The 25744-nt window shown below is 42.0% G+C and carries 21 protein-coding genes and 1 pseudogene; 15 read left to right on the forward strand and 7 right to left on the reverse strand.

From position 1 onward, the window contains the following. Positions 1 to 329: 329 nt before the first annotated feature. From EO93_RS02870 to EO93_RS02915, 10 genes and pseudogenes are all read left to right on the forward strand, one after another. On the forward strand, positions 330 to 779 hold the full coding sequence (locus EO93_RS02870) for a metal-dependent transcriptional regulator (protein WP_048135293.1): 450 nt from the start codon (positions 330 to 332) through the stop codon (positions 777 to 779). Positions 780 to 1077: 298 nt separating this feature from the next. Beyond that, complete coding sequence (locus EO93_RS02875; RefSeq protein ID WP_048161068.1) at positions 1078 to 2037, forward strand: metal ABC transporter solute-binding protein, Zn/Mn family; 960 nt, start codon at positions 1078 to 1080, stop codon at positions 2035 to 2037. An 82-nt stretch (positions 2038 to 2119) separates the two neighbouring features. After that, positions 2120 to 2884: a metal ABC transporter ATP-binding protein gene (locus EO93_RS02880; protein ID WP_048135259.1), complete on the forward strand. Its 765-nt coding sequence runs from the start codon at positions 2120 to 2122 to the stop codon at positions 2882 to 2884. Positions 2885 to 2931: 47 nt separating this feature from the next. Further along, positions 2932 to 3756 carry a metal ABC transporter permease gene (locus tag EO93_RS02885; RefSeq protein ID WP_048135257.1) on the forward strand — a complete coding sequence of 275 codons (825 nt, stop codon included), beginning with the start codon at positions 2932 to 2934 and terminating at the stop codon, positions 3754 to 3756. 726 nt (positions 3757 to 4482) lie between these two features. Further along, positions 4483 to 4938, forward strand: a complete 456-nt coding sequence (locus EO93_RS02890) for a hypothetical protein (protein WP_048133162.1) — start codon at positions 4483 to 4485, stop codon at positions 4936 to 4938. 359 nt (positions 4939 to 5297) lie between these two features. Further along, positions 5298 to 5495, forward strand: a complete 198-nt coding sequence (locus EO93_RS16455) for a hypothetical protein (RefSeq protein WP_052735371.1) — start codon at positions 5298 to 5300, stop codon at positions 5493 to 5495. 61 nt (positions 5496 to 5556) lie between these two features. Then, positions 5557 to 5790 (forward strand): hypothetical protein, encoded by a 234-nt coding sequence (locus EO93_RS16460; protein ID WP_052735372.1) that lies wholly within the window; start codon positions 5557 to 5559, stop codon positions 5788 to 5790. Positions 5791 to 5872: 82 nt separating this feature from the next. Further along, positions 5873 to 7300 (forward strand): annotated as a pseudogene (gene tnpC, locus EO93_RS02905) (IS66 family transposase). Positions 7301 to 7456: 156 nt separating this feature from the next. Further along, the gene (locus EO93_RS02910) at positions 7457 to 7768 is read left to right on the forward strand and encodes an IS1 family transposase (protein ID WP_156161215.1); all 312 of its coding nucleotides are present in this window, start codon (positions 7457 to 7459) and stop codon (positions 7766 to 7768) included. A gap of 282 nt (positions 7769 to 8050) precedes the next feature. Further along, positions 8051 to 8377, forward strand: coding sequence for a hypothetical protein (locus EO93_RS02915; RefSeq protein WP_156161216.1), 327 nt, complete (start codon positions 8051 to 8053; stop codon positions 8375 to 8377). 335 nt (positions 8378 to 8712) lie between these two features. Here the strand turns inward: EO93_RS02915 and EO93_RS02920 are convergent, their stop codons facing one another. The 7 genes from EO93_RS02920 to EO93_RS02950 form a co-directional block, all read right to left on the reverse strand. Beyond that, entirely contained in the window at positions 8713 to 9945 is a 1233-nt protein-coding gene (locus EO93_RS02920) for a PGF-CTERM sorting domain-containing protein (RefSeq protein WP_235284086.1), read from the reverse strand. A gap of 916 nt (positions 9946 to 10861) precedes the next feature. Then, positions 10862 to 11752, reverse strand: a complete 891-nt coding sequence (gene porB / locus EO93_RS02925) for a pyruvate synthase subunit PorB (protein ID WP_048133159.1) — start codon at positions 11750 to 11752, stop codon at positions 10862 to 10864. Then, on the reverse strand, positions 11749 to 12960 hold the full coding sequence (gene porA, locus EO93_RS02930; RefSeq protein ID WP_048161074.1) for a pyruvate synthase subunit PorA: 1212 nt from the start codon (positions 12958 to 12960) through the stop codon (positions 11749 to 11751). The genes porB and porA overlap by 4 nt, the downstream gene beginning before the upstream one ends. Beyond that, complete coding sequence (porD, locus tag EO93_RS02935; protein ID WP_048133149.1) at positions 12960 to 13220, reverse strand: pyruvate synthase subunit PorD; 261 nt, start codon at positions 13218 to 13220, stop codon at positions 12960 to 12962. The genes porA and porD overlap by 1 nt, the downstream gene beginning before the upstream one ends. Next, a complete protein-coding gene (locus tag EO93_RS02940; protein WP_048138621.1) occupies positions 13217 to 13765 on the reverse strand; it encodes a pyruvate ferredoxin oxidoreductase subunit gamma in 549 nt (182 codons plus the stop codon). The genes porD and EO93_RS02940 overlap by 4 nt, the downstream gene beginning before the upstream one ends. 548 nt (positions 13766 to 14313) lie before the next feature. Beyond that, positions 14314 to 15285 carry a tRNA dihydrouridine synthase DusB gene (gene dusB, locus EO93_RS02945; protein ID WP_048133144.1) on the reverse strand — a complete coding sequence of 324 codons (972 nt, stop codon included), beginning with the start codon at positions 15283 to 15285 and terminating at the stop codon, positions 14314 to 14316. Positions 15286 to 15731: 446 nt separating this feature from the next. Beyond that, the gene (locus tag EO93_RS02950) at positions 15732 to 16289 is read right to left on the reverse strand and encodes a S26 family signal peptidase (protein WP_048161075.1); all 558 of its coding nucleotides are present in this window, start codon (positions 16287 to 16289) and stop codon (positions 15732 to 15734) included. An 878-nt stretch (positions 16290 to 17167) separates the two neighbouring features. Here EO93_RS02950 and EO93_RS02955 point away from each other — a divergent pair. The 5 genes from EO93_RS02955 (at position 17168) to EO93_RS02980 (ending at position 25241) form a co-directional block, all read left to right on the forward strand. Further along, complete coding sequence (locus EO93_RS02955) at positions 17168 to 19273, forward strand: DNA-directed DNA polymerase II small subunit (protein ID WP_048161076.1); 2106 nt, start codon at positions 17168 to 17170, stop codon at positions 19271 to 19273. Between the two features lie 221 nt (positions 19274 to 19494). After that, a complete protein-coding gene (twy1, locus tag EO93_RS02960; protein WP_048161077.1) occupies positions 19495 to 20532 on the forward strand; it encodes a 4-demethylwyosine synthase TYW1 in 1038 nt (345 codons plus the stop codon). Positions 20533 to 21266: 734 nt separating this feature from the next. Continuing rightward, positions 21267 to 22514, forward strand: a complete 1248-nt coding sequence (gene prf1, locus EO93_RS02965; protein ID WP_048133140.1) for a peptide chain release factor aRF-1 — start codon at positions 21267 to 21269, stop codon at positions 22512 to 22514. 237 nt (positions 22515 to 22751) lie between these two features. Beyond that, positions 22752 to 24461: an arginine--tRNA ligase gene (gene argS, locus EO93_RS02970; protein ID WP_048133139.1), complete on the forward strand. Its 1710-nt coding sequence runs from the start codon at positions 22752 to 22754 to the stop codon at positions 24459 to 24461. Positions 24462 to 24830: 369 nt separating this feature from the next. Continuing rightward, positions 24831 to 25241 (forward strand): hypothetical protein, encoded by a 411-nt coding sequence (locus EO93_RS02980; protein WP_048133138.1) that lies wholly within the window; start codon positions 24831 to 24833, stop codon positions 25239 to 25241. Positions 25242 to 25744 lie beyond the last annotated feature (503 nt).

The following is a 25744-nucleotide window of genomic DNA, read 5'->3' on the forward strand; positions in this document are numbered from 1 at the left end:
TATGAGTAAGATTTGGTGACAAATAATTAAAATTCGTTAGACCCTATGAAAAATAAGCCGAATGATATCACTTTTAATCATAAAGTATAAACTCCGGTAAGATTTCTATTCTTGCCGGTTCTTTCATATTTTTTATGTTTTTTATACTTACTGAGTTCTTCATACTTGCCGGTTTTTTTTATACTGGAACCTAATTCCTTCGATTTTAATGCCTTTCATTTTTTGCCGGAGGTATATTCCGGTGAGCTCTAAGTTTGATATACTACAAATATATATTTGTAATTTGGTACATGACAAACAATAAATACCAGTTTTTTATATTTATCTATATGAATGAGCAAAATTATCCTGATTTTACGGGCCTTGAGCTCTCTCCGAGAAAGGCAGATTACCTCAAGTTTATTTTTGAAAAAAGAGGCACTGTAAAAACTACTGAAATTTCCTCCTGCCTGCAGGTCGATCCTTCAACAATAAGCAAGACCTTAACTGAACTTGCAACTGCTGGCTACCTGAACCATGTTCCATACAGGGGTGTGGATCTGACAGAAATGGGAAAGGCATATGCAGAATTTCTTGTCCGGAGACACAGGATTTTGAGTCTTCTCTTTACTCATTACGGCCTTTCGACGGAGGATGCATGTGCTGAGGTTTCTCGCTTTGAAGCTTTTGTTTCCAGGGATGCGGTAAACAAAATCTGCAACTCAATGGGTCATCCGATGGTCGGGGTATGCGGAGAAATAAGCCACGAGAAATGCTTTCATGAGGAGCATTGTCATTAATTGCCAGCATGAATGGGGAGTTGAATAAAGCCTTTGATCCGGTTTTGAGATAAAGTTGGGTTAACCCCAAGAAATCTTGTATATGAGTTAAATTATTGGGTATATGCCAAATTTATCTTCATTATTTCATCCTTATTTCATCCTTATTTCATCCTTATTTCATCCTTATTTCATCCTTATTTCATCCTTATTTCTTCCTTATTTCATCCTTATTTCAGTCTTATATCAGTCCCTTCCAGAAATGAAACTGATTGAAGCAATGAAGTAAAAATGAAAGTGAAAAAACAGGAGCTCAATTATGAAATTAAAAATCATGCCTATATTAGTACTTTTGATTGTTGGTCTGAGCATTTTTATCAGTGGGTGTACAGATGCCGGCGATTCCGGAGATAATAAGACTAAAGAACAGGAAACTGAAATGTCAGGAACGGACGAGCCCATAACAGTTGCCGTAAGTGTTGTTCCCCTGGCTGAATTTGTAGAAAAAGTCGGAGGAGATAAAGTAAAAACCGTTGTCATTATCCCTCCCGGAGCAGATCCTCACACCTATGAACTTTCTCCAAAGGAAGTCCAGGAAATTAGCAAAGCCAGCATGTTAGTGACAGTCGGGGTTGGTATGCCCTTTGAGAAAGTCTGGATTGACAAATTCGAGACCATGAATAGTGGCACTCTGATTGTAAATTGCTCCAAAGGGCTCGAACTGAGAGAGCTTGAGAAACATGATGAAGAGCTTGAAGCCGGGAACAAAGAAGAAAGCGATGAGGATCATGAAGGACTGGATCCCCACATCTGGACATCTCCTGCAAACGCAAAAATGATGGTCGAAGATATTTATGAAGGACTTGTGGAACTGGACCCTGAAAACAAAGCTTACTATACTCAAAATAGAGATGCTTACCTTGAAGAGCTGGATGCTCTGGATGCGAGGATTCGGGAAAAGCTGGAAGGAAGCGAGGAAAGAAATTTCATGGTTTATCATCCATCCTGGGGATATTTTGCCGCAGATTACGGGCTTACTATGATTCCTGTTGAGGTTGAAGGAAAAGAGCCGAGTGCGCGGGATCTCGCGAAGCTTATAGATCTTGCAAAGGAAAAGAAGGTCAAGGTTATCTTTGTCCAGTCTCAGTTCAGCCCGCGGAGTGCGGAAGTTGTAGCTCAAGAAATTGGCGGCGAAGTTGTGGCTGTTGACCCTCTTGCAAAGGATTACATTGCAAACATGGACAACGTGTCCGATGTCTTTGCCAGAAACCTTGTGTAAAATCAGTATTCAGGTTCTATAGCTAAATATAAAAAGAACATAATTCGGGATAAGATAAAAACGATAGTCTGAAGGAAGGGTAATGGAGAAGGTTATAGAGCTAGAGGATGTCTGGGTCCGCTACGGAAACCAGACAATCCTTGAGGCCGTAAGTCTGGAATTAAAAGAGCCCAATGGGTTGCTTGGGATTATTGGACCCAATGGTGGGGGAAAGACCACATTTCTCAAAGTGCTCCTTGGGCTTTTGAAGCCCTATAAAGGCAGCGTGAAACTCTTTGGGAAGCCTCCGGAAAAAAGCAGAGACCTTGTAGGGTATGTCCCCCAGTACAAAGGTTTTGACTTTGATTTTCCGATCAGTGTCTGGGAAGTCGTCCTGACAGGCAGGATGAGCCATACGGGTTTTCTGAAAAAGTACAGTGACGAGGACAAAAAGGCTGCTGAAGAGGCTCTGAAAACAGTGGAAATGTTCGACCTTAAGGACCGGCAGATAGGCCAGCTCTCGGGTGGGCAGCGGCAGAGGGTTTTTATTGCCCGTGCTCTTGCAACGAACCCTAAACTCCTGCTTCTTGACGAACCCAATACCGGGCTTGATCCTCACATGCAGGATGAACTCTACCGACTCCTGGACAGGCTCAAGCAGGAAATGGCAGTCATTATGGTCACACATGACCTCAGTGCAGTTTCTGTCTATGTGGACAGGATAGCCTGCCTGAACCGCACGCTTCACTACCATAACTCAAGAGAAATCTCGGTTGAGGACCTGGAAGCCACCTACCAGTGCCCTGTCGAACTAATTGCTCATGGAGTGCCCCACAGAGTGCTGGAAAGGCACAAAGGGAGTTCCTGAAGATCAAGATTGGGTTCGAAAAAAGTCTCTCAAGGAGAAATAAAAAAATGTTTGATCTTCTGCAATATACTTTTATACAGAACGCCCTTATAGCCGCAATCCTTGCAAGCGTTGCCTGCGGAATCATAGGCGCCTACGTTGTCGTTAAAAAGATCGTCTTCATCAGCGGTGGGATTGCCCATGCCTCTTTCGGAGGGGTCGGGCTTGGTTATTATTTAGGGATAAACCCCATGTTCGGAGTTCTTCCTTTCAGCTTGCTCTCCGCTCTTGTCATGGGCATCGTAAGCAAGAAATCTAAAATCCCGGAAGACAGTGCAATAGGCATTCTCTGGTCTCTTGGAATGGCTCTGGGAGTTATTTTTGTCTATCTTACTCCTGGATATGCCCCGGACCTGATGACCTACCTCTTTGGAAATATCCTTACGGTTCCCCGGCTTGACCTGTACCTGATGCTGGTTCTTGATATCGTCATAGTGGGTGCGGTCTATCTGTTCTATAAGGAATTTCTTTCTTTATGCTTTGATGAAGAGTTCACAACTGTCCAGGGCGTCCCTACCGAAAAGCTCTATCTCCTCCTTCTCTGTATTATTGCCCTTACAATTGTTGTCCTTATCAAAGTCGTGGGAATTATCCTTGTGATCGCCCTTCTGACCATTCCTGCAACCCTGAGCCGTAAATTCACCAATAACCTGAAGCGGATGATGCTTATCTCCACTGTCTTCGGGATCGTGATCAGTGTTACCGGAATAGGCCTTTCATATGCTCTGGATGTTCCATCGGGAGCCACTATTATTCTTGTACTGAGCTTTGTATATGGGTTTGTAGCTGTCGGGATGGATATACTCGAGAGCAGGCATGTTTCGAAGAGCTGAAAACATGCCGTTGTTTTTTAAAGGTTTTTTGAACTTGCCGGCACCTCTATTATAAGTGTATTTAGTGAACATGTCTGACTGTTCACTAAAAGTTCAAAAATAAATTGAGGTTCAAAAATAAATTAAGGTTCAAAAATAAATTTTTTCTGAGATTAATTATAATGTACAGGACTCGGGCATGAGGCTCAGATATATATTCTATCATCTTTCAGTATATTACGCACTTTCCAACTTTCTTTTCGCATAACTAACTGCAACCAACTATAAAATTATATTTCGTTAGTTTTATTAAGACATAATTTTATATATGGTAAAATGCAAGAAGCCTAATTGTTAAATCAAGTTTATTTTATACGACTTCAGGATCAGAACTGCAAGATCAGCATCTCTGGAGTTAATTGGTAATGGAAAAACGGAGTCCAAAATGGAATTCAAAAACGGAGTCCAAAGCTCCATGTGAAATGCCACAAAGCCGCTTCTAGTGGGGAAGCGATGCACTTGTAGCAGGTTAAGGCAGCCTGCACAGGGCATATAGTACTTGGATGCACTTCAACTGATAAACTTATGCCACCTCCATAACAAGCCAGTAGGTGTATCCGAAAGCCACCTCTAAAAGGTAAAAGACTGGTTCCGTTGCTATAAAGCGGAAACAGCCAGATCCACCTATTAAAATATAAACCCTTAAATATAATCCTTTAAATATAAACGTCATACCAGGGTGATAAAATGGACCGTGAAACAACCCGGGATCAAAATATTGAAGAAAACGAAACATTTGATGGCGAAAACCTCAATCTTCCGGATATCCTCCTTCCGGAAACCGATAATGTGCTATATTCAATCCTAAACTCCTTAAATCAGAACATCGCAGACTTTTATACGTTTGTGAAATTCAACAGCTACCTCTCTGAGGGTCACCTCAACGTTGAGCTGCTTAAAAGAAGCATGGGTATCCACAGGGACTTTACAGCTCTTTTCCTGCACACCAAAGAAGAACTGTTATTTACCTATCCGGAATTCATAGAAAAGACAGAAAAGCTGTTGTTTAAAGGTGAAGTTGGTACCGACTGCATAAAATATACACACAGGGTATGCAGAGCAATAAGTGATTATAAGATTGCCCTTCACAGAGAAGGTTATTTGCCAGACCTTAGAAGGCAGCTGCCCTTAGTTGACATTTAATCCTCAGGCAGCTTACTTTTTTCTATTCTTTTTTTCTTGTATTTCATTTCTACAACCCCTCTCTTTTTGGTCGTGTCCTCAAATCGTTGATTTAGTTTTATATAATTTAGAATTTAGTATTATTTTGGGGTATTTGAATCACTTCTGAGATCGATTTTTCACAATTTTTTTGCTGGAACAAAGATTGTCCTGATTATGGCATTCAAAATCAGGGAAATATAGTCTTTAAAGAGAGATATGGTAAAAATAATCATGTACTTCTTAAATGTAAAACCTGTAATCGTTGCTTTAGTGAAACAAAAGGAACAGTATTTTTCGGACTTGATACTCCTGAGGAAGAAGTCCTTAGGACATTAGCTATGATTCCTGAGAAAGGAAGTATTCGTGGAGTTGCAAGAGCTACTGGACATAGTAAAGACACAATTTGTAGATGGCTTAAGATTGCAGGAACTCATTCAAAAGAAGTTACAACTTATTTTCTCAGAAATCTTAATCTTAAGAGAGTAGAGGTTGATGAGATCTGGTCATATATAAAAAAAGCAAAAAAATGTAACTGAAGAAGATTCTGAAGAGTATGGTGACGTCTACTCGCTTACAGCAATCAAAAGCGACACAAGATTGTTCCTTTTCCATCATGAAGGAAAACGTAGTACAGAGGATGCTATTGATCTATTTACCGAGGTTGAGAAGATGCGGAGCGCATCTTCTCCTCTTCATGTATTTACCTCCGATGATTGGGATGCCTTTGAAGAAGGACTTGTAAACATTTATGGTAAAATTGAGTTGCCACAATACAAGGGTATTGGACGGAAACCGCTACCTAAACTGATTCCAGTTGAAGATTTAAAGTAACTATTCAGGTAGCCTTGTGAAGGCTACCAATTTTCCTCGTTCCGAGGAAAAATTGGATATAAAATGATTTCTTTTTTCAGTTGTGAAACGTGAAGAGATTCTTACTTTGTGTGCTTCAAACCCTGAAGTTATTGCTTACATTGTGAGTCTTGAATCTCAAATTAAAGAACTCACTGAAAGATTGATAGCCTTAGAATCTCGTTTAAACCAAAACAGTCGTAACAGCAGTAGACCTCCTTCTACTGATTTCTTTATCAAAGAGAAACCTAATCCTAAGAGTCTCCGCAAAAAGAGTGGCAAGAAAGCTGGAGGTCAAGAAGGTCATCAAGGGACAACTCTTGAAATGACTAATGATCCTGAGTAGATAGTAGAACATTCTTTGAGTTGCTGTGAAGAATGTGGACATACTCTTGAGAATGTTGAAGCTGAAGCTTATGAGAGAAGACAAGTCTTTGATATCCCTCCTGTAAATCTAGTTGTTACAGAACATCGAAGTCAGATTAAGACCTGTCCTCACTGTGGAAGATCAAATAAAGCTGTTTTTCCTGAACCTGTGAAATATCCAGTTCAGTATGGCCCTAATATTTTAGCTTCAGCTATTTACTGTAAAAACTACCAGTTTATCCCCTATGAAAGGATTTCTGAGTTTTTTGATGACGTTATGGGGATAAAAATCTGTCCTGCTACGATAATTAGAGCAGAAAAAGAATGTTTCCAGAATTTAGAGGAATTTGAAAACGTGATTAGGGAGAAGTTACTAACTTCTTCAGTTATTCATTGTGATGAAACTGGGATGAAAATTAAGGGAGAAAGGCATTGGCTTCATGTAGCTTCCAATAACAAATACACATGTTATTTCGCTCATCCAAAAAGAGGGTCAGAAGCAATGGATTCTATGGGAATTCTTTCGGAATTTAAGGGAGTAGCAGTTCACGACGGATGGAAACCCTACAACAAATATGAATGCGACCATTCACTTTGCAATGCTCATCTACAGAGAGAACTTACTGGAATTGAAGAAAACTATAAACAGCAGTGGGCTAAAGAAATGAATGAACTGCTCACTGATATGAAAAACTATACTGATGAGTGTAAAGAGCAAATTCAAGAGTTAGATTTTGAGCAAATTAAAGCATTGGAAGAAAGGTTCGATGCTATCATCATGAAAGGAATTGAAGAAAATCCACCTTCTCTAAACCCTCAAAAACAAGGAAAACGTGGTAAGAATCCAAAAACCAAAGCAAGGAATCTACTTGATAGGTTTATAGAATACAAGGAACCGATTCTAAGATTCCTGACAGATTTGAAAGTTCCATTTGAGAATAATCAGGCAGAAAGAGACATCAGAATGATGAAACTACAACAGAAAATATCAGGAACTTTCAGAACCATACAAGGAGCGGAAGCTTTCTGCAGAATGAGAGCTTACATTTCTACAATTAGAAAGAACGGTTTGAATGTTATAGATGCTATTCTTGCGGCGCTCAAAGGAGCGCCGCTATTATCCTGAGAATTGCAGCAGTTTGCTGAATAAACATACTTTTTTTATCAGTGGCTGAATAGTTACGATTTAAAATACATAAAAGTATGCAAGAAAAAAGTAAAAGGGTATGTAGTTGAAACAATTCAACGTATCATCTTTGGAGATCCTCAAGAGATATTCAATATGCTTGAAGCTGATTTGGATGACTACATTGGTACTTCATACGTAGAAAGGATAAATCTCACAATTAGAACATCTCTTGCAAGATTCATAAGAAAAGGGATGAATTTCAGTAAAACAATTAAAATGCATCAGAAAGCTTTTGATTTCTTCCAAGCATGGTATAACTTTATAAAACCTCATAAGTCCCTAAGATTAAAAATATACTTTGGAAATAGAAGATGGTTCCAAAGAACCCCGGCAATGGCAGAAAGAATAACTGATCACATATGGAGTTTAAAGGAATTATTAACGTTTAGAGTACCTATTCAATAACTTGGGGACACGACCCTCTTTTTGCCTACGTCTAAAATTTTATCAAATCTAAGTTTTACAAACCTGAGCTTTGTAAAATCCATGCTTTGTAAATTTAAAATTGATCTAAATCTAAAGCTTTTTAAGGAGCTGAAACCCACTTAAAAATTTCTAAAAATACACAAAAGCTCTTCTGTTTTTGATTTTAGCCTCATACTTTCGGATGAATTTACAGTACCTCTGGAGACTTATATTCAATTTTCAGTACATCCGTAGTCTTATATTTAGGAAAAGATATTTGGCGTGCAAGGCATCTGTGAAAAAACGGTACATAAAAAACGGTGTCTTGAAAAACGATATCCTAAAAAACGATATCCTAAAAAACGATATCCTAAAAAACGATATCCTAAAAAACGATATCTTGAAAAACGATATCTTGAAAAACGATATCTTGAAAAACGATATCTTGAAAAACGATATCTTGAAAAACGATATCTTGAAAAACGATATCTTGAAAAACGATATCCTAAAAAACGATATCCCTTAAAAACGGCACAAAACGGAATCTTTGAAAAATGGTGCTTAAAAAACGGCATTACAAAACAGATGCCTACACCATTCGATGTATAAATCTGTTTTAGGTTTAGTTAGTTTCGAACGTAGTTATATTTCTTTGTTTTTTAACGGTTTAACGCCTCTAACGCCTCTAACAATCCCTCGTTTTTCCTGGTTTGCTGCTCTTTGAAATGGACCAAAACAGACAGCACATTTCTTGTACATCTTTTCTTGAGCCGAGAATAAAAATGTACAAACATTTCTTCTTTGGGTGAGAATAAAAATGTACAAACATTTCTTCTTTGGGTGAAAATAAAAATGTACAATTAGATGAAGGCTTAATTCCCTCATCTAATTTTTTCTAAGCCTTGTTCTCTTTTAATGCTTTTTTTATCTGATTCGCTTTGTTTTTACTTCCTTCTATACAGGAATATTGCAGCAAGCAGTCCGACTGCACCATAAACGATTTCAAACCCAGGTATACCTGCGCTTTCCTGCTCTGGTTCCTTTTCAACATCTGCTTCGGCACTTTCAGTGTTTTGTTCAAAGTTTTTAATATCAGGTCCAAGCTGCGTTTCAGTGTCAGTTTCTTTCCATGTAGTTTCGTTCACTTCAACGTTTGTGGTAGGTTTAGAGATGATACGGGCGTGACCAGTGCCACCATTACTGTGGTGGGCGCTACGAGCATCACCACTGCTATCAATATCGGCTGAGCTAAGGACGATCAGTTGTTGTACACTGCTGCTTTCATCAGGAATTTCGTTGCAACTTACTATTGCCGTATTTTCGATAAATCCGTCCCCACCACCGTTACTGTTAATATCGTCCTGGGTTAACGTATAGTTTCCGAAGAATTTCCATGTCTCTCCCGGATTCAACACTCCTGAGTCAACATCATCTCCAGTCGGCCCTGTCAATGTAATCATCGGGTCACTTACTGAAACTCCTGTTAAGTTCGCGCTGCCTTCATTCTTCACCATTATCTGATATTCTATTATGTCTCCAGCTTTGTTGACTATACTATCTCCGGCTTCATCAGCTCCGATTATTGATTTGTATATAATATAATCCGGGTTCCCTTCTGTCGAATCATCTCCTGTTGAATCATCTCCAGTCGAATCATCTCCTGTTGAATCATCTCCAGTCGAATTATCTCCTGTTGAATCATCTCCTGTGGATGCTTCTTCTATCAGTACCCTGACACTGTCACATTTTGGCTCCAGCTGATCACAGTCTACCATTGCTACGTTATCGATGTATCCATCACATCCCCCGTTGGTGTCTATGTCTTCCTGCGTTACCGTGTAGCTGCCGGTATATGTCCATATCTCTCCTACATTCAGAATTCCATCGGTATCCTTTGACTTTGTTGGCCCTGTTAGAGTTTCAATTAACTTGTCTGTGACAGTTACATTTGTCAGGTCGACATCTCCGGTGTTAGTCACTGTTATCCGGTAGGTTATGATATCTCCTGCCTTTTTTACACTGGCTTTCGATCCACCGCAATTTACGTCTGTAATGCACTTTTCTATTCTATATGCTGGACCGGGTTCGCACGCCGAAGTTACTTTTATAGGTGCTGTTTCACTGTCAGATTCGGTTTCCAGTTGGTCGGAGGATGCGGTTGCCGATGCGACTTGCATAAATGGTGCCGCATTGGACATGATCAGCATCACTGAAAACATCAGCGAAAAGAGCGAATATATCCTGTTTTTTCTCATCCAATGTTTGATGGATAGCATGGTCATCCCCACAAAGCTTGTAATATTCTTTCTCATTTATTCACTTCCAGATTTTCTTCTCAAAATTTGAATCTATATTTAGAATTAATCTCAAAAAAATCAACATTTGTCGAAAAGATAATCTAAGCTGGACAAACACCAGTTTTTAATTCCTCACTCCTTATTGAATAAATTTTGGAAATAATGTTGAGACTAAATAAGTTTAGAAAATCATTTTTTTGAACAGTAAAACCAAAGTTAAACAAATTCTAATTTCTTATTCTTTTTTCCCTTCCCATTGAATCTTTAATCGTCAGACTTATTGTATTTTATTGTACAATACTAATGACAATATTAATTATAAGATACCTTGTAATATATAATTTTAGATCTAAAATATTTGATATAATTTAGTCTGTTTTTTAGGATTTTAAAGCTTTATTTTTGCTTTTTAAGAGCTTTTAAATGTTTTTTCCATTCTATTTTTTTTGAATGTTTCTTTTTTTCGATCTTAAAAACTCTTTATCTAATCTTTATTTAATTCACATTGTCATGGAGGAAAAAATCAATTTTTTTTCAAATGATGTTTAAGATTTTAGTTTTTAAAATTTTGACACAGCTCAGCAATATCTCTCCCCTTATAAGGCAAAAAACCTGAAAAAAAGACGAACGTTTCCTTTTAAATAATCATTCTTGACTAAACTTGGGATGATTAAAGGGGGGTCGAATCAAAAAAGTAACATCCAGAAATCATACCCTGATGATCTAAAAAATCAAAAAGATTAAAAAAACTCAATAAAAAAAATAAAAGTAAAATAAAAAAGTAGAACTTCAGTTTTTACTGAAGTCCGTAGTGTTTTATGTTCCAGTCTGCAGCGGCCTGGATCTTTGCGATTTCTTTGTCTCCGCCTTCCATGGTGAAGAGGTGTTTGAACCGCTTCTGGGCTCTGAGGTATTCCTCGACAGGCCTTGGGTCCTTGACTTTTCTGACCTGGGTGATCTCGCCGTTTTCCATTTCGTACATCGGCCAGAGGCAGGTTTCGACTGCGAGTTTTGCAAGCTCGATGGTCTTGGAGCCGTCAAAACCCCAGCCAGTTGGACAGGGAGCGTGGGCGTGGATGTAGGTCGGGCCCACAGTTTCGGTGGCTTTCTTGACTTTCCTGATCATGTCCCTTGGGAAGCCGATTGAGGTTGTGGCCACATACGGAGAGCCGTGGGCTACCATGATAGCGGGCATGTCCTTCTTCGGGCGCTGGTTTCCAAAGGAGACTTTGCCTGCAGGGCTTGTTGTTGTGGAAGCATCGAAGGGGGTTCCGGAGCTTCTCTGGATCCCGGTGTTCATGTAGGCTTCGTTGTCTACACAGACGTAGGTGAGGTCGTGGCCCCGCTCAAAAGCGCCTGAGAGAGACCGAATCCCGATGTCCATTGTCGAGCCGTCGCCACCTACTCCGATGACCCTGGTGTTTCCTTTCCTGCCGAGGGCCTTAAGAGCTGCCTCGACACCTGATGCCACTGCGCCTCCGTTTTCGAAGAGGGAGTGTATCCACGGGACCTGCCAGGCAGATTCCGGGAAGGGTGTAGTCATAACTTCCAGGCAGCCTGTTGGGTTAATGATGATGCAGTCCGAGCCTGCGCCCATAAGCATGAACTTTGCGGCAAGGGCGTCACAGCAGCCTGCACAGCCCCTGTGTCCCGGAGCAAGGTAGGTTTTTGGTGCGGGTTTACTCATAGCAACTCCTCCTTGACGTCAGCAAACTGGCTTTCAACCGTAATACCGGATTTTGCGACCTTTTTGGTCTCTTCGATTATCTTCCTGACAAGCTCCACTTGAACATCGCGGCCACCGTGGTTTAAGGTGTAGCCAATAATCGGAATATCGCACCTGCTGTTGTACATGCAGGACTTGGTCTCGGTAAAGAGGGCACCTTCGTTGGTTCCGAGGGAGATGTTCTTGTCGAGCACGACCACAGCATTGGCTTTTGCCAGGGCCTTTCTTATCTGCATCTTCGGGAAGGGCCTGAAGGACCTGACTTTCAGGATACCGATCTTCTCGCCCTTTGCCCTGTACTCGTCAACTACATCCTTGAGGGTACCTATCAGGGAGCCCATGGCCATGATTACAACTTCAGCATCTTCAAGCTGGTAACCGTCGATAAGGCCTCCGTGATCCCTGCCAAAGATCTCTGCGAATTCCTTGGAAACAGCCTCGATCTTCGGAAGTGCTGCCTGCATTGCCTTTTCCTGCAGGTATCTGAATTCGGTGTAAGTCGAGGGGTCTGCAAAGGCTCCGAAGGTCATCGGGTTTTTGGGGTCAAGCACATATTCCGGCTCATATTTGGGCAGGAACTCGTCGGTAAGGTCCTGCTCAAGCAGCACCACGGGTTCGTAGACGTGGGAGAGGATAAACCCGTCCATACAGGCCATGCCTGGCAGGAGCACATCTTTGTCCTCTGCGATCTTGAAGATCTGGGGGACCATGTCTGCTGCTTCCTGGACATCCTCGGCATAGAGCTGGAGCCAGCCTGTGTCCCTCTGGGAAATTGCATCCTGGTGATCGTTCCAGATATTGATCGGGGCGCTGACTGCTCTGTTTGCCACGGTCATGATGATGGGCATCCTCATTCCTGCGGCGTTGAAGAGTACCTCGTGCATGAGCAAAAGCCCCTGGGAGGTGGTTGCGGAATATGTCCTTGCTCCGACAGCTGCGGCTCCCACAAGGGCAGAAATTGCCGAGAATTCGGATTCCACGTTGATGTATTCACAATTCGGGATTTCCCCGTCTGCTATAAACTGAGATAAGTCCTCAACGATATGGGTCTGAGGGGTGATAGGATAAGCGGAAATCACATTTGGACGGGAGACCTTTGCTGCATGGGCAACTGCGTAGGAGCCTTCCACGACGACCATTTTGGCCTTGTCAGCTGAATTGAGCGGCATTATTTCTCCTCCAGAATCATTTCAATTGCATCTGCAGGGCATTCATTTGCGCAGATGCCGCATCCCTTGCAGTAGTCGTAGTTGTATTCGAAAAAGCCGTCTTCTTTGAGATGGATTGACATGTCAGGGCACACAATCTCGCAGATTCCGCATTTGGTACATTTTTCGTAAATATATACGGGACGGAAGTTTCTCCAGCCTCCGGTTTTGTTTACCAGGGTCGAACCCGGTTCACAAACTCCTCCGATTGGGATCTTCATGCTTCTCTCCTCCTGATAAGCTCATAGGCTTTCTGGATAGCCTGTGAGTTTTTTTCGGCTACTTTGCCGGAAAAGCGGTCCCTTACGGCTTTCTTAATGGATTCCACATTGATCTCTCCGGTCGCGCCTGCAAAAGCTCCCAGGAGGACAGTGTTCACAATAGGGAGGCCTATGATGTCCATTGCCACCTTTGTGGCGTCCACGGTCATAACCCTGGCTTTTGTGTCAAGTTTCAGGCTCTCCGGCTTTTCGGTGGTGTTTACTATGATGACTCCATCGTCTTTTATCCCGCTTGCAACATCAACGGTTTCAAGCAGAGTGGCATCCTGGACAATAACGTAATCCGGGGCGTAGATCTGGCTTCGGAGCCTGATAGGACTATCACTGATTCTGGTGAATGCCTGCACCGGGGCACCTCTGCGCTCTACCCCAAAAGCGGGGAAGGCCTGGCTGAATTTTCCGTCTTCAAAAGCTGCAATGGAGATCATTTCAGCCGCAGTAACAGAACCCTGGCCTCCTCGACCGTGTATTCTGATTTCCTTCATCTGGATTCTCCTTCTAAACGCGGTTTTAATTTAATGTTTTTCTAATATTTTTCGCTGTTTTCGGCAGTCTGTATGGCACCTTATAATTTAGTTGTCGGCACACTGCTGTTAATCGAGTTAACCTGATGTTAATCTCTATTAATTCTTGTCAGATTAGGAACTCCGTACCTACCCTTGTACGGGTCCGTATCTGGTTTTTTTCTTCAGGCACCACTGCAATATGCAAAAGCAGATTTGCAGTAATTCGAAACTTTGGACGGCAAATTGTTAACCTGAAAGTATTCATAATTAATGGATCATAGGTATCTCGAGTGTAATATATTTTCAATTATATGTTTACGCCGTTTTGTGCCTGATAGTTCATGGATAATTGTGTAGATTATTATTAGTTTTTCGGTGAAAGTCGAAAAATTGTTTATATATTCTTCTAATTCCTAATTATTTTTTAGACGTTTTATTTTTATTTTTCACCGGTTAACCTGTCTCTTAACCATGTTTTTTACTAAAACTGTTGTAAACAATGTTCATTTCTAAAAAGATAAGATCTTTTAATATTTTTTCTGGCAGGAACTTCTCATCAGTTCAGTTATGGCCTTTCCATCCGTCAAACCATTCATTTTTTCCCTGACCTGCCGCGAGCCGGGCAGTCCTTTGGTAAACCAGTGTGCGTGCGTCCTGAGGTTTATGGATGAGAGCAGGTTGTGTTCCTCAAGGAGGGCAATATATTTTTCAAAATCCTCCAGTTGCCGGGACTGCTCATTCGCTTCAAGTTTTTCACCGGTTTCCAGGTAGTGCCTGATCCTTCTGAAAATAAAAGGGTTTCCCATTGCTGCGCGCCCTATCATAAGCCCGTCACAGCCTGTCAGTTCCAGAGTTCTTTCTGCCGACTCCTCATCCCTTATGTCCCCGTTTGCAATAACAGGAATCGAAAGCTCATTTTTGACGGCCTTTATTTCTATAAGGTTCGAGCTGCCTGAGTACATCTGTGTTGCTGTTCTGCCGTGCACGGTCAGGGCCGAAGCCCCTGCTTTTTCTATCAGGCGGGCAATTTCAAGAGTTTTTTCCTCTCTCCCAAGGAGGCGGATCTTTGCGCTGACAGGTGTCTTCAGGGCATCTGTAAGCTCTGAGATTATTGCATAGATAAGTTCCGGAGAATTGAGGAGAGCTGAGCCGCAGCCAGCTCCTGTGATGCATCTTGCGGGGCAGCCCATGTTAATGTCTATAACTTCAGGACTGTATGCCTCTTCAACAATAAGTGCAGCTTCCCTCAGTTTCTCAGGGCAGCCTCCCACAAGCTGAACCCCAAAGGGCCTGTCTTCAGGAGAACTCAGCCCTCTAATAAAAGATTTCCTGCTTTCATTGAGCAGGGCATTTACATTGATCATCTCTGTGTACGTCAGGTCAGCTCCGTACTGCCTGCAAAGCAGTCTGAAAGCCAGATTTGTTACATCTGCCATAGGTGCAAGGAGAAGGTTTCCGGGAAGCTCTGTCCTGCCAATTTTCAGTTTTTTAAGTTTCATGTTTCTTATGATTTCAGCTGTTTTTTATTCCTTATCTTCTGCTTTATCCATTTTTTATTTCTAATCTCTTACCTGCTACTTCATTTTAAATTACTTCTATTTTTTAGGCTTATTTTCAGTTTAGATTCACTTATAGTTACGGTCTACTCTGATTTGTTAAAGCTCAAAAAGATTTCGCAAAAAAGTACGGAAAAGGTTTGAACAACTGCCGAAGGTGAAAGTTTGAGGGACTATTCTAAAGTGAAACTATTTGAAAGTGAAAAGAATAGAGAAATAAGTTCAGATTAAGGAATAAATAGAAACAAATAGAAACTATCTGAAGGAAAATAAGTTAAAAACAAGATGCTTGAACCAGATATTAAAAATCTGGTTCAGGATCTTTATGAAGAGTACGGAAATTGATTGAAGTTAAATGTACAGCTAAGAGATTATACAACTCAAGAGGCTCATGAAAAGAAAAGCCTGATATGTCCAAGATAAGGAATCCTGTATCTTGCAACCCCTATTACCCATTCATCCTTCACAGGCACATAGTAACTTATCTGTCCTTCCTGATCAAAGTGCTTGTTGGTCACAGGGTTATCTCCTTTGGTAATGTATCCTGAGTAAGGGGCAGCAGGACCGTTTTTCCACATAGGTTCTCCGGCTTCAACCCTGTACATAGCTCTATGTATTATAGGAGTTGTACTTTCCTGCCCATAGGGTCGATAGAGGATCACGTCTCCGTAGTCACCAAAGGTCATATAGCCTGAATCTTTCCCATCCTCATTGGTAACAAGAGCAACTCGATCGATGTTTTTGATGAAGATAATATCTCCTACCTGCATATGCGGCTCCATACTTCCGGACTCCACTGCGACCATGGGTGTCCAGAGCCCGAATGCCAGTTTGGAAAGAATCATAAAGGCTATCAGGACAGCCGCAACTGACAGCAAATCCTTTCCAAGGGAAACCAGGAAGCTTTCTTCCTCCCGGGTACTGTTTTGTGTATTAGTTTTGCTCATAGTAAGCCTTTATTCCCTTTATCTTATTCTTCTGGTACCGTATTAAATTTCATAAACCCTCAGCAGGAAACCTGTTAAATCTTTAGATTTAGCGGGTAGTTGACTTGATATGTATTGCCTGTGCCAGCATTTCATCAGCTATGTAATTTATATTTTTGTATGAATTTCACTCTCACGCTTTTAACTGTACATGACTTTTTTGTTTTATTATACGACTCTTTTCAGTATATTCGCCTATACAATTTGTTTTTATCCTATATTTAACTTACAATTTATCATCAGGTTATGATATTTTTATATGCAACTCCTGAAAAAATAGACTGAAATTCCATGGAATCCGAATAAGTTGTTTAGATATCTAAGTTGTTTAGAGATCTAAGTTGTTTAGATATCTGAGTTGTCTAGAAATCTGAGTTGTTTATAGATCTAAATTGTTTAGATATCTGAGTTGTTTAAAAATCTGATTATGCCGATACCTGGGAAAATTATGATGTTCAGGAAATTGAGTTTCTGGAATGCTTGCATGTTCCTGGCAGTCTCCGGTGGTCTTAATATTTTTTCAACGCTTTCGAAGTGGTCTGGATAACAACAAACATTGGCTCTAAGGCTGACAACGAAGATAAACATCCAATCAGAATCTAAAATATAATTCTGTTGATAGGTTATTCTCACGAGAATAAAAAATGATAATACTTTTTAAAAATATATAAATGTTATTTTGCTGGCATCGAAGCAATTTTGTATGTGTTTAGTTTTTATATTTTAAGTGGGTCTTTGCCTTAAATCTTTTTGACCTCAGGTTGATTGATCTTAGGTTAAATTAGGTTCAACAGACGCTGGTATCCATAAGGCCAGGTCGAGAAAGTCAGGTAGGAATTATGAATGAGATCGATATTGTACGGGCAGTTATAGAGGAAGGGTACCAGATAAGCCCGCAAGCCGTAGAACTAATCAAATTAAGTAATTCCCCTGAAAACCTTCTGAAATATATCCTTTCAACTATTGATGACTGTGTTTTCGTTATTGAGCCTGAACATGTCGACCTGAAGGGCTTTGAAACTTCTAAAACGGTTTCCGGGCCTATCTCTGGAACATCTCCCGGGACAGTTTCCCAAATAGCTCCAGATAAAATTTCCTCTCCTGCCTTAGAACCTGCAGACTCTCACATTGTAAAAGCTTTTGACTCTGCTTTGGATGCCCTTAAGGGACCAGAATCTTTCTCAAGTGTTGAACCGGATATGGTTTCATCAGCTGACGTCTCGGACTCCAACCCGGAGACTAAACCTTACATTCTTTCTTCTCAGGGTTCTGATTCTGTTTCTGATTCTATTTCTGATTCTATTTCTGATTCTATTTCTGATTCTATTTCTGATTCTGTTTCTGATTCTGTTTCTGATTCTGTCTCTGATTCTGTCTCTGATTCTGTCTCTGATTCTGTCTCTGATTCTGTCTCTGATTCTGTCTCTGATTCTGTCTCTGATTCTGTCTCTGATTCTGTCTCTGATTCTGTCTCTGATTCTGTTTCTGATTCTGTTTCTGATTCTATTCCTGGATCTCTTTCCAATCCCTTTTATCCTTCTGCTTCTTCAAGAAGTGTAGATAAACCAGTTTCCTCTTTTTTCGGGCATGCAGTTTCTCCTTCCACCTCTAACCGTGCTTCCAGGGAAGATTCTCTTTTTTCAAATCATGGAAATTCTTTTCCTTCGAGTTCCAGGAACGAGGAAGTCAGGTATCTTCCAGGCCGCAACCCTGTTACCGTGCTTTCCGACATCACCGGGCATTCGACCTGTGTTGGGGAGTATATGCAGTTTGTGCAATATTTCAGAGACAGGTACAGCCGGCTCTCTGAGATCATCCGGGGCAGGATGAATGCACGCCCTATAGAGAGTTTGAAAAGGAGGAGTTTTCGCCGCGGATCAGACGGAAACACTGAAGAGATATCCATTATAGGGATGGTTTCTGATATCAGCACCACCACCAACGGACACAAAATCTTTTCTATTGAAGACCCTACAGGTTCTTTTTCAGTTCTTATCCGAAATAGCGACAAGGAACTCTTTGAGCTGGCTTCGAAGCTTCTTCTGGACGAGGTCATAGGGGTAACAGGCTCGGTTACTAATGACGGAAAGCTTATGCTTGCCACAAAGCTCCTCCAGCCTGATGTTCCGAACAGTGTTCAGCGCAGGACAGGAAGCCACGGAAAAGCTGTCCTTATCTCGGATGTGCATGTGGGCAGTTCTCAGTTCCTGGAAGATTCCTGGCTGGATTTTCTGGACTTTTTGAAAGGAGAATCTGACTCAGAAGACATGCGGGAGATTGCAGCTCAGGTTCGTTATCTCGTTGTTGCAGGAGACCTCGTGGACGGTATCGGGATTTATCCTGACCAGGAAATGGAACTGGATATTCTGGATGTCTATGAACAGTACAGGAAAGCAGCAGAGTACTTCAGAGAAGTTCCTGAACACATCCACGTGATCATAAGCCCTGGAAACCACGACGCTGTACGTCAGGCAGAACCACAGCCTGCCCTGCCTGAGAGGATCTGCGCGGATTTTCCGTCGAATGTCACCTTCGTAGGCAACCCTGCTCTTGTGGACCTTGACGGCGTCCGAATCCTTATCTACCACGGCAGGTCTATTGACGATCTGGTGGCAAGCGTTCCTGGCGTCTCGTATCAGGAGCCCGCGGGTGCAGTCCTTGAAATGCTTAAGCGCAGGCACCTGGCTCCAACGTACGGGAGCAGGGTTTCCATATCTCCGGAGAAAAAAGACTACTTTATAATTGACCCTGTTCCTGATATCATTCATACAGGTCACGTCCATACCCTTGGAGTCCAGCGATACAAAAATGTCCTCCTGGTCAATTCCGGGACCTGGCAGGCGCAGACTGAGTTCCAGAAGCGTGTAAACCTGATGCCTGTGCCAGCCAGAGTTCCGGTTGTGGATCTTGCGGATTTTGACGTGAAAATCCTGGCATTTGATTAAGCCCGGATCCGAAAACTCAGATCAGGTTAATTCGGGCGGCTATCAGGGCAGATAGCTTCTTCTCGAAAATTTTCGAGCAGCTCTATTCTCCATAAAATTCTCCATTTCTTTAAATCTCCATTTCTTTAAATCTCCATTTCTCTAAATTCTCTGGCCCTATGAAGTTCTCTAAAATTATTTTCCGATCCTTATATATACCACAAAGATTTAATATTCGGAAAATGCCTCTTGAAGAAAAAAAGGAAGAAAAGGAAGACTCTGGGGAAAAGTTTCCGGAAGTCCAGGGAGAAAACCGGGATGAAGAGCAGACCTCTCTCCCCTTTGATATCCCTGATTTTGCAACTCTCCTGAAGAAACAGGGTTATGCCCTTGCAGGCCGCCATTCAGCAGTAAAGACCTGCCTCTGGCTCAGGCATGCAATGAATGACCAGGGTTTCTGCTATAAGTCCAGGTTTTATGGAGTTCAGTCCCACCGCTGCCTCCAGATGACCCCTACTCTCATTTGCAACCAGCGCTGCCTTTTCTGCTGGCGTCCGACTGAGGTCCCGGTCCCTGCGCCCGGGGAGTGGGATTCTCCTGAAAAAATAGTTGAGGAAAGCATCGCCTGCCAGCGCAAATTGATCACAGGTTTCGGTGGTTCTCCAAATGCACTCAGGGAACGCTGGCTTGAAGGCAATGAACCGAATAACGTTGCAATCTCCCTGTCCGGAGAGCCGACCTTTTACCCTTACCTTCCTGAACTTATCGAAGAATATAAAAAGAGAGGTTTCACTACCTTTCTGGTTACAAACGGAACTGTCCCTTCAATGCTTGCAAAGATCAACCCTTCCCAGTTATACATGAGTCTTGATGCTCCGGATCTCGAGACCTACCTCAGAGTCTGCCAGCCAAAATCTCCTGCACTCTGGGACAGGATCAACGAGTCTCTGGACTTTATGAAGAAGAAAAGCTCAAGAACAGTCATCCGGACCACACTGGTCAAGGGGGAAAATATGTTCAATCCGGAGGGTTATGCCAGACTAATTAAAAAGGCTTCACCGGATTTTGTGGAAATAAAGGCTTACATGCACCTTGGCTTTTCACGCCTCCGTCTTGACCGCTCTGCCATGCCAACCCATGCAGAGGTGCTGGAGTTTTCAAAAGAGCTTGCAAAGCATCTGGGGTACGAGATCACAGATGAATCAGATATCAGCCGGGTTGTCCTGCTTTCAAAGGACGGAAAAAAGTCTCCTGTGAAAAATATTTCCTGCCTGGATTAAACCCTGATTTGCGAATCTTTTTTTACCTAACCTTTTTTCTGTTTTTCGCTATTTCTCCTTTGTCCGGAAGCGAATTCTAAAGTAGAGGTCAACGTACAGGAAATCTTTTATAGTTGTGTGAATATATAAAACAAGTCGGGGATAGAAACAAATATAAACCTAAGTTTCAATTAGGATATCGTCCCGGCAGGGGTTAATCCAATATTAATTTAAATCAAGGCGTTAATTCTTATATACAGTTTGAGTAAGATTATGTCTCATATTATGTCTCATATCTAGTGCGATCAAAAGAATGCGAAACCTGGCAGGTTTATGCAGCATAAATACAAGCTTTAGCGACTTGCTGAGATACCGGTTTCTAAAGGGTGTATTTCTCACTCTAAGGTTCTTCGTGTTCCAGGCGGTTTTTATACCCGGATTTCGGGTGAGACAGGAACTCACTGTGTGATTATCTTCATCAAATCCTCCGGTTATCCGTTGTATGCCAACCGACATGCTAAACAAATATCATACTGAATACCTAAATTTGCTATGATGCCGGATTTGATAACTTTTTATCGAAAATCTGCACTGGATCCAGGAATCTCAAACTAAGTTAAACAGACCTAACCCGTTCACCTTAAGTTTGCCAGTTTGAAGATTAGCTTAAAAAGCTCAAATCTCAAATCTCAATTTACTACCAGACTCACGATAATAACGAATCTTACTGCCTTATTCATCGGGGAATTCTTAAAATGACTGAACAATCCGCACACGACAAGTACGAATTTAAAAAGAAGCTTGAAGGCCTCAGGGATAAGAGAGGAAGGAGCACGGAGCTTATTTCCCTTTATATTCCTGCTGACAAGCAGATTTTCGATGTTACAAACCAATTAAAAGACGAGCACGGACAGGCTGCAAATATAAAGTCCAAGCTTACGAAGACGAATGTGCAGGGAGCAATTGAGTCTCTGCTCTCAAGGCTCAGATATCTGGACAAAGTACCTGAGAATGGGATAGTGTACTTTACAGGAGCTGTGGATATCGGAGCCAACAAGACAAGTATGGAAAGCGAGGTAATTGTCCCTCCTGACCCCATCACTGTCTACAAGTACCACTGTGACTCATCTTTCTACCTTGAGCCTCTTGAGGATATGCTTAAGGATAAGAACACCTTCGGGCTTCTGGTTCTTGACCGCAGGGAAGCAACCGTAGGGCTTCTAGTCGGAAAACGAATCCAGGCTTTCCGCAACCTTACCTCAACGGTCCCTGGAAAGCAGAGGAAAGGTGGTCAGAGTGCCCATCGTTTCCAGCAGCTCAGGCTCATTGCAATTCATGAGTTCTACAAGAGGATAGGAGATGCTGCAAGTGAGATTTTCATGGCTGTAGACCACAAGGATCTCAAAGGCGTCCTGATAGGAGGCCCCTCTCCGACAAAGGAAGAGTTCTATGCGGGTGAATTCCTGCACCACGAGCTCCTTAAGAAAATCCTTGGGCTCTTTGATACGGCATATACCGATGAATCAGGGCTTTCCGAGCTTGTTAACGCCGCAGAGGATAAACTCAAGGACCTTGAGCTTATGGGAGAGAAGAATGCCGTCAGAGACTTTTTCAAGGAACTGATTGCCGATTCGGGTAAGGTAGCTTACGGGGAAGCCCAGGTCAGGGCAAATCTCGAGATCAATTCGGTGGACGTGCTCCTGCTCTCCGAAGACCTGCGTGCAGAAAGGGTAACTACGAAATGCAGTGTCTGCGGATATGAAAATAAGTGGACACGGCGCTGGAAACCGGGAGAACCTGCTCCCACAGCCGGGAACTGTCCCAAATGCGGCTCGTCCCTTGAGGTTACGGATGTTACGGACATTGTGGACGAATTCTCAGAGCTTGCCGACAAGAGTAATTCAAAGTTAATCTTCGTATCCACTGACTTTGATGAAGGTTCCCAGCTCATGAACGCCTTTGGAGGCATAGCTGCAATTTTGAGGTACAGTACTGGAATCTGATCTCACTCAGGGGCAAGGTCCCCTATCCAGTAATTTTACCCAATACTTTTTTTAATTAAATTGTCCTTAGATCAGTGGATCAGAAGTTGGTAAATTAAAGTATGTCTTAAAGGCTATCACATTAATCAGATCAGTAGATCAGATCAGTAGATCAGAATTTGACAGATTAAATCTATCACAGAAGAATTTCATTAAAGACTTTTAGTTTTTTACGGCAATTTATACAGGTGATTTATCTTGTTCCTGGAACTCAAAGATCAGGCTACATTAATCTTAAAAGAAGCTATCCGAAAGGCCGGGTTTGAGGTTGAGGATTCCGAACTTCAATTCGAAACCTCTTCCCATGCTGACCTTGCGAGCAGAGTCGCCTTCAAGCTTGCAGGCAGGCACAAGCAAAACCCAAAAGAGCTTGCATCCCGTATAGTTTCTGCAATTGAAATTCCTGAAGGCTCATATATAGGAGAAGTGAGTGCCGCAGGTCCTTACATTAACTTCCTTGCGGGCAGGCACTACCTGGACAGAACTGTAACTGCTGTCCGGGTAGAAAAAGAAAAATTCGGTTGTGGGGCTCCAAAGGACAGAATACTCCTTGAGCATACCTCGGCAAACCCGAACGGCCCCCTTCATGTAGGACATATCCGCAACTCGATTATAGGAGATACTCTTGCCCGCATCCTCAGGCGCGCAGGGTACGATGTGGAAGTCCAGTATTATGTTAACGACATGGGGCGTCAGATTGCGGTAGTTTCCTGGGCATGCGAACGCTTTGAGCTTGACCTTTCCAGAAAGTCTGACTCCGCAATTGCTGACGTATATATCAAAGCCAATGCCGAGCTGGAAAAAACTCCTGAATATGTAAAGGAAATCGATGCCCTTATGGAAAAGGTTGAAGCCGGGGATGTCAGGACCATTGAACGTTTTGAGAAGGCAGTTTCCCTGGCTGTTTCCGGGATCAAAGAAACCCTCCTCCGCTTAAATGTCGTTCATGATAAATTCGTAAGCGAATCCAGTTTCCTCAAATCCGGGGCAGTGCACGATATTGTCGAGCGCATCAAGGCCACCGGTAGGACAAAGACGGACAAAGGAGCCCTTGTAGTTGACCTTTCGGATTACGGGTTTGAAAAGACCCTTGTTATCCAGCGCTCGAACGGCACTTCCCTTTACACAACCCGCGACCTTGCCTATCACGAATGGAAAGCCGAGCAGACAGACCGTATAATTGATATCTTCGGAGCAGACCACAAGCTTATTTCCGGCCAGCTCAGGGCTACGCTGAACTCAATTGGAATCAAGGAGCCTGAGGTCGTAATTTTTGAGTTCGTCTCTCTCCCTGAAGGCTCAATGAGTACCCGCCGCGGACAGTTCATAAGTGCAGATGACCTCTTTGACAGGGTCACTGAAGCTGCATTCGAGCAGGTAGAAACCCGCCGCCCTGAAGCCTCAGCTGAGTTTAAAAAACAGGTTGCAGAAATGGTCGGAATAGGAGCAGTGAGATACGATATAGTCAGGGTTTCCCCCGAAAAATCCACAGTTTTCAACTGGAAAGAAGCCCTGGATTTTGAGAAGCAGGGCGCTCCCTACATCCAGTACTCCCATGCCCGCGCCTGCAGTATCCTTGAGAAAGCAAAAGAGGAAGCAGCCTGGGACCCTGCGGAAGAGATTAATCCCTCTCTCCTTGTCGAGGATAGCGAAATCGATCTCATCAAGAAAATGGCAATGTTTGACAGCATAATCGACCATGGAGCCCGTGAACTCAAGCCTCACGTCCTTGCTATCTATGCCCGTGAACTTGCCGATGCATTCAACCAGTTCTACCGCTTTGTCCCGGTTATTGCAGCCGAGGATGAGAAGGTCAGGGCTGCAAGGCTTGCACTTGTGGATTGTGCAAGGATTGTCCTTGCAAACTCTCTTGATACCCTGGGAATAGGTGCTCCGGAATCAATGTGAAAAAGAATGGGGAAAACGGAAGTGATTAATAGAAAATGAGAAAAAAGGAAGGGAACATAAAATATTCTTTTTCCCTTTGATTTTTCTCTTTATCCTCTCTATTTTTTCTTTTTGATTCCCCTTTTTTATTTCTCGTTTTTTCTTTTTCTTTTTGATTCTCCGTTTTTTATTTCTCGTTTTTTCTTTTTCTTTTTCTTTTTTATTCCCCGTTTTTTATTTTTCGTTTTGATTTGCTTTTTTGGTTTGCCATTTGAAACACTATTAAATAGAAACAGTAACAGTAGTTTTGTACTCAACCTCTCTAGAAAAATATAAGATCTTTTATAGCAAACTGATAGTACTCTACAAAGTACCGTTGCAGAGATAAGTATGATCACAATAAATGAAACTTTTCGGACATTCTTGAGTGAACAGGAAGCTTGTTTAAAGCCTGATGCCTTCATGGACTGTGAAGATGTGATTCTTCTTTACGAGGAATTCCTTGAACTCAGTGCTGAAGATTATCTGTCAGAAGAAGACATGGCTCTTTGTGCCGCCCGACCTGAACGCGAAAACAAAAATTACTTTGATGTTTTTGGCCCTGAGCATCTCAGCCCCGCCGGAATTAAGGATTTCCTTGATGACTACGTGGTTGAAGTAGGAGGAGGTAAAAAATTTATCGGAACAGCTGCAAAGGTTCTCCAGAGCTTTTTTGAATGGGCCCGGGAAAAGGGTTACATTGAAGAGAAAGCTTTTGAGGCAAATAGAGAAGTCCTTGCAAAGTACAAGAAAAGGTATTGAATATCTGAAAAATGGGGAGATTTTTGTTTTCGGAGGATTCTTTTTTCCCTTTTCTGTTTTTCTTTTTATAGGAGTTTTAGTCTTAATTGTTATCGTAACTTTGCCTTATAAGATCTTCTGTTTTTTTCAAATCTTCATCGGATCGTATGGTTATCTCCAAATCACCTGTTCCAAAATGCCCGATGTTTCTCACGTTTCTTGTAAATAACGGTCCTGAACTTCGGTGTCTGATTGTTCGATATATTCAATTACAGTTTTACCGGACCATTTTTTTGAATTGGTTGGCTTTTCTTCAATCTCTTTATTTTTTGTATTTTTCAGAGGACATCTTCGGAAAGTCAGTTTAATCGAAAACACATTAAATAAATCCAATTACTTAATCTTCTGTTATCAGAGAAATAAGCAAATTAAATCTTTCATTTATCCTATTTTTGTCAATGTTCTCGATAATCTTCAGTTTTGCAGTTTCTTCAAGTAAATTGCCAGCCGAATTCTGCTTGTAT

The sequence above is a fragment of the Methanosarcina sp. 1.H.A.2.2 genome (assembly GCF_000979975.1).
GTDB lineage: Archaea > Halobacteriota > Methanosarcinia > Methanosarcinales > Methanosarcinaceae > Methanosarcina.

What these genes read in the sequence shown, in the direction of transcription:
- EO93_RS02880 (WP_048135259.1), top strand. Translation starts at nt 2,120, where the DNA reads ATGGAGAAGGTTATAGAGCTAGAGGATGTCTGGGTCCGCTACGGAAAC.
- EO93_RS02940 (WP_048138621.1), bottom strand. Translation starts at nt 13,765, where the DNA reads ATGAAGGAAATCAGAATACACGGTCGAGGAGGCCAGGGTTCTGTTACT.
- EO93_RS02890 (WP_048133162.1), top strand. Translation starts at nt 4,483, where the DNA reads ATGGACCGTGAAACAACCCGGGATCAAAATATTGAAGAAAACGAAACA.
- EO93_RS02955 (WP_048161076.1), top strand. Translation starts at nt 17,168, where the DNA reads ATGAATGAGATCGATATTGTACGGGCAGTTATAGAGGAAGGGTACCAG.
- EO93_RS16455 (WP_052735371.1), top strand. Translation starts at nt 5,298, where the DNA reads ATGATTCCTGAGAAAGGAAGTATTCGTGGAGTTGCAAGAGCTACTGGA.
- porB (WP_048133159.1), bottom strand. Translation starts at nt 11,752, where the DNA reads ATGAGTAAACCCGCACCAAAAACCTACCTTGCTCCGGGACACAGGGGC.
- EO93_RS02980 (WP_048133138.1), top strand. Translation starts at nt 24,831, where the DNA reads ATGATCACAATAAATGAAACTTTTCGGACATTCTTGAGTGAACAGGAA.
- EO93_RS02875 (WP_048161068.1), top strand. Translation starts at nt 1,078, where the DNA reads ATGAAATTAAAAATCATGCCTATATTAGTACTTTTGATTGTTGGTCTG.
- EO93_RS02870 (WP_048135293.1), top strand. Translation starts at nt 330, where the DNA reads ATGAATGAGCAAAATTATCCTGATTTTACGGGCCTTGAGCTCTCTCCG.
- EO93_RS02950 (WP_048161075.1), bottom strand. Translation starts at nt 16,289, where the DNA reads ATGAGCAAAACTAATACACAAAACAGTACCCGGGAGGAAGAAAGCTTC.
- EO93_RS02920 (WP_235284086.1), bottom strand. Translation starts at nt 9,945, where the DNA reads ATGCAAGTCGCATCGGCAACCGCATCCTCCGACCAACTGGAAACCGAA.
- porA (WP_048161074.1), bottom strand. Translation starts at nt 12,960, where the DNA reads ATGCCGCTCAATTCAGCTGACAAGGCCAAAATGGTCGTCGTGGAAGGC.
- EO93_RS02910 (WP_156161215.1), top strand. Translation starts at nt 7,457, where the DNA reads ATGCTTGAAGCTGATTTGGATGACTACATTGGTACTTCATACGTAGAA.
- EO93_RS02885 (WP_048135257.1), top strand. Translation starts at nt 2,932, where the DNA reads ATGTTTGATCTTCTGCAATATACTTTTATACAGAACGCCCTTATAGCC.
- twy1 (WP_048161077.1), top strand. Translation starts at nt 19,495, where the DNA reads ATGCCTCTTGAAGAAAAAAAGGAAGAAAAGGAAGACTCTGGGGAAAAG.
- dusB (WP_048133144.1), bottom strand. Translation starts at nt 15,285, where the DNA reads ATGAAACTTAAAAAACTGAAAATTGGCAGGACAGAGCTTCCCGGAAAC.
- porD (WP_048133149.1), bottom strand. Translation starts at nt 13,220, where the DNA reads ATGAAGATCCCAATCGGAGGAGTTTGTGAACCGGGTTCGACCCTGGTA.
- prf1 (WP_048133140.1), top strand. Translation starts at nt 21,267, where the DNA reads ATGACTGAACAATCCGCACACGACAAGTACGAATTTAAAAAGAAGCTT.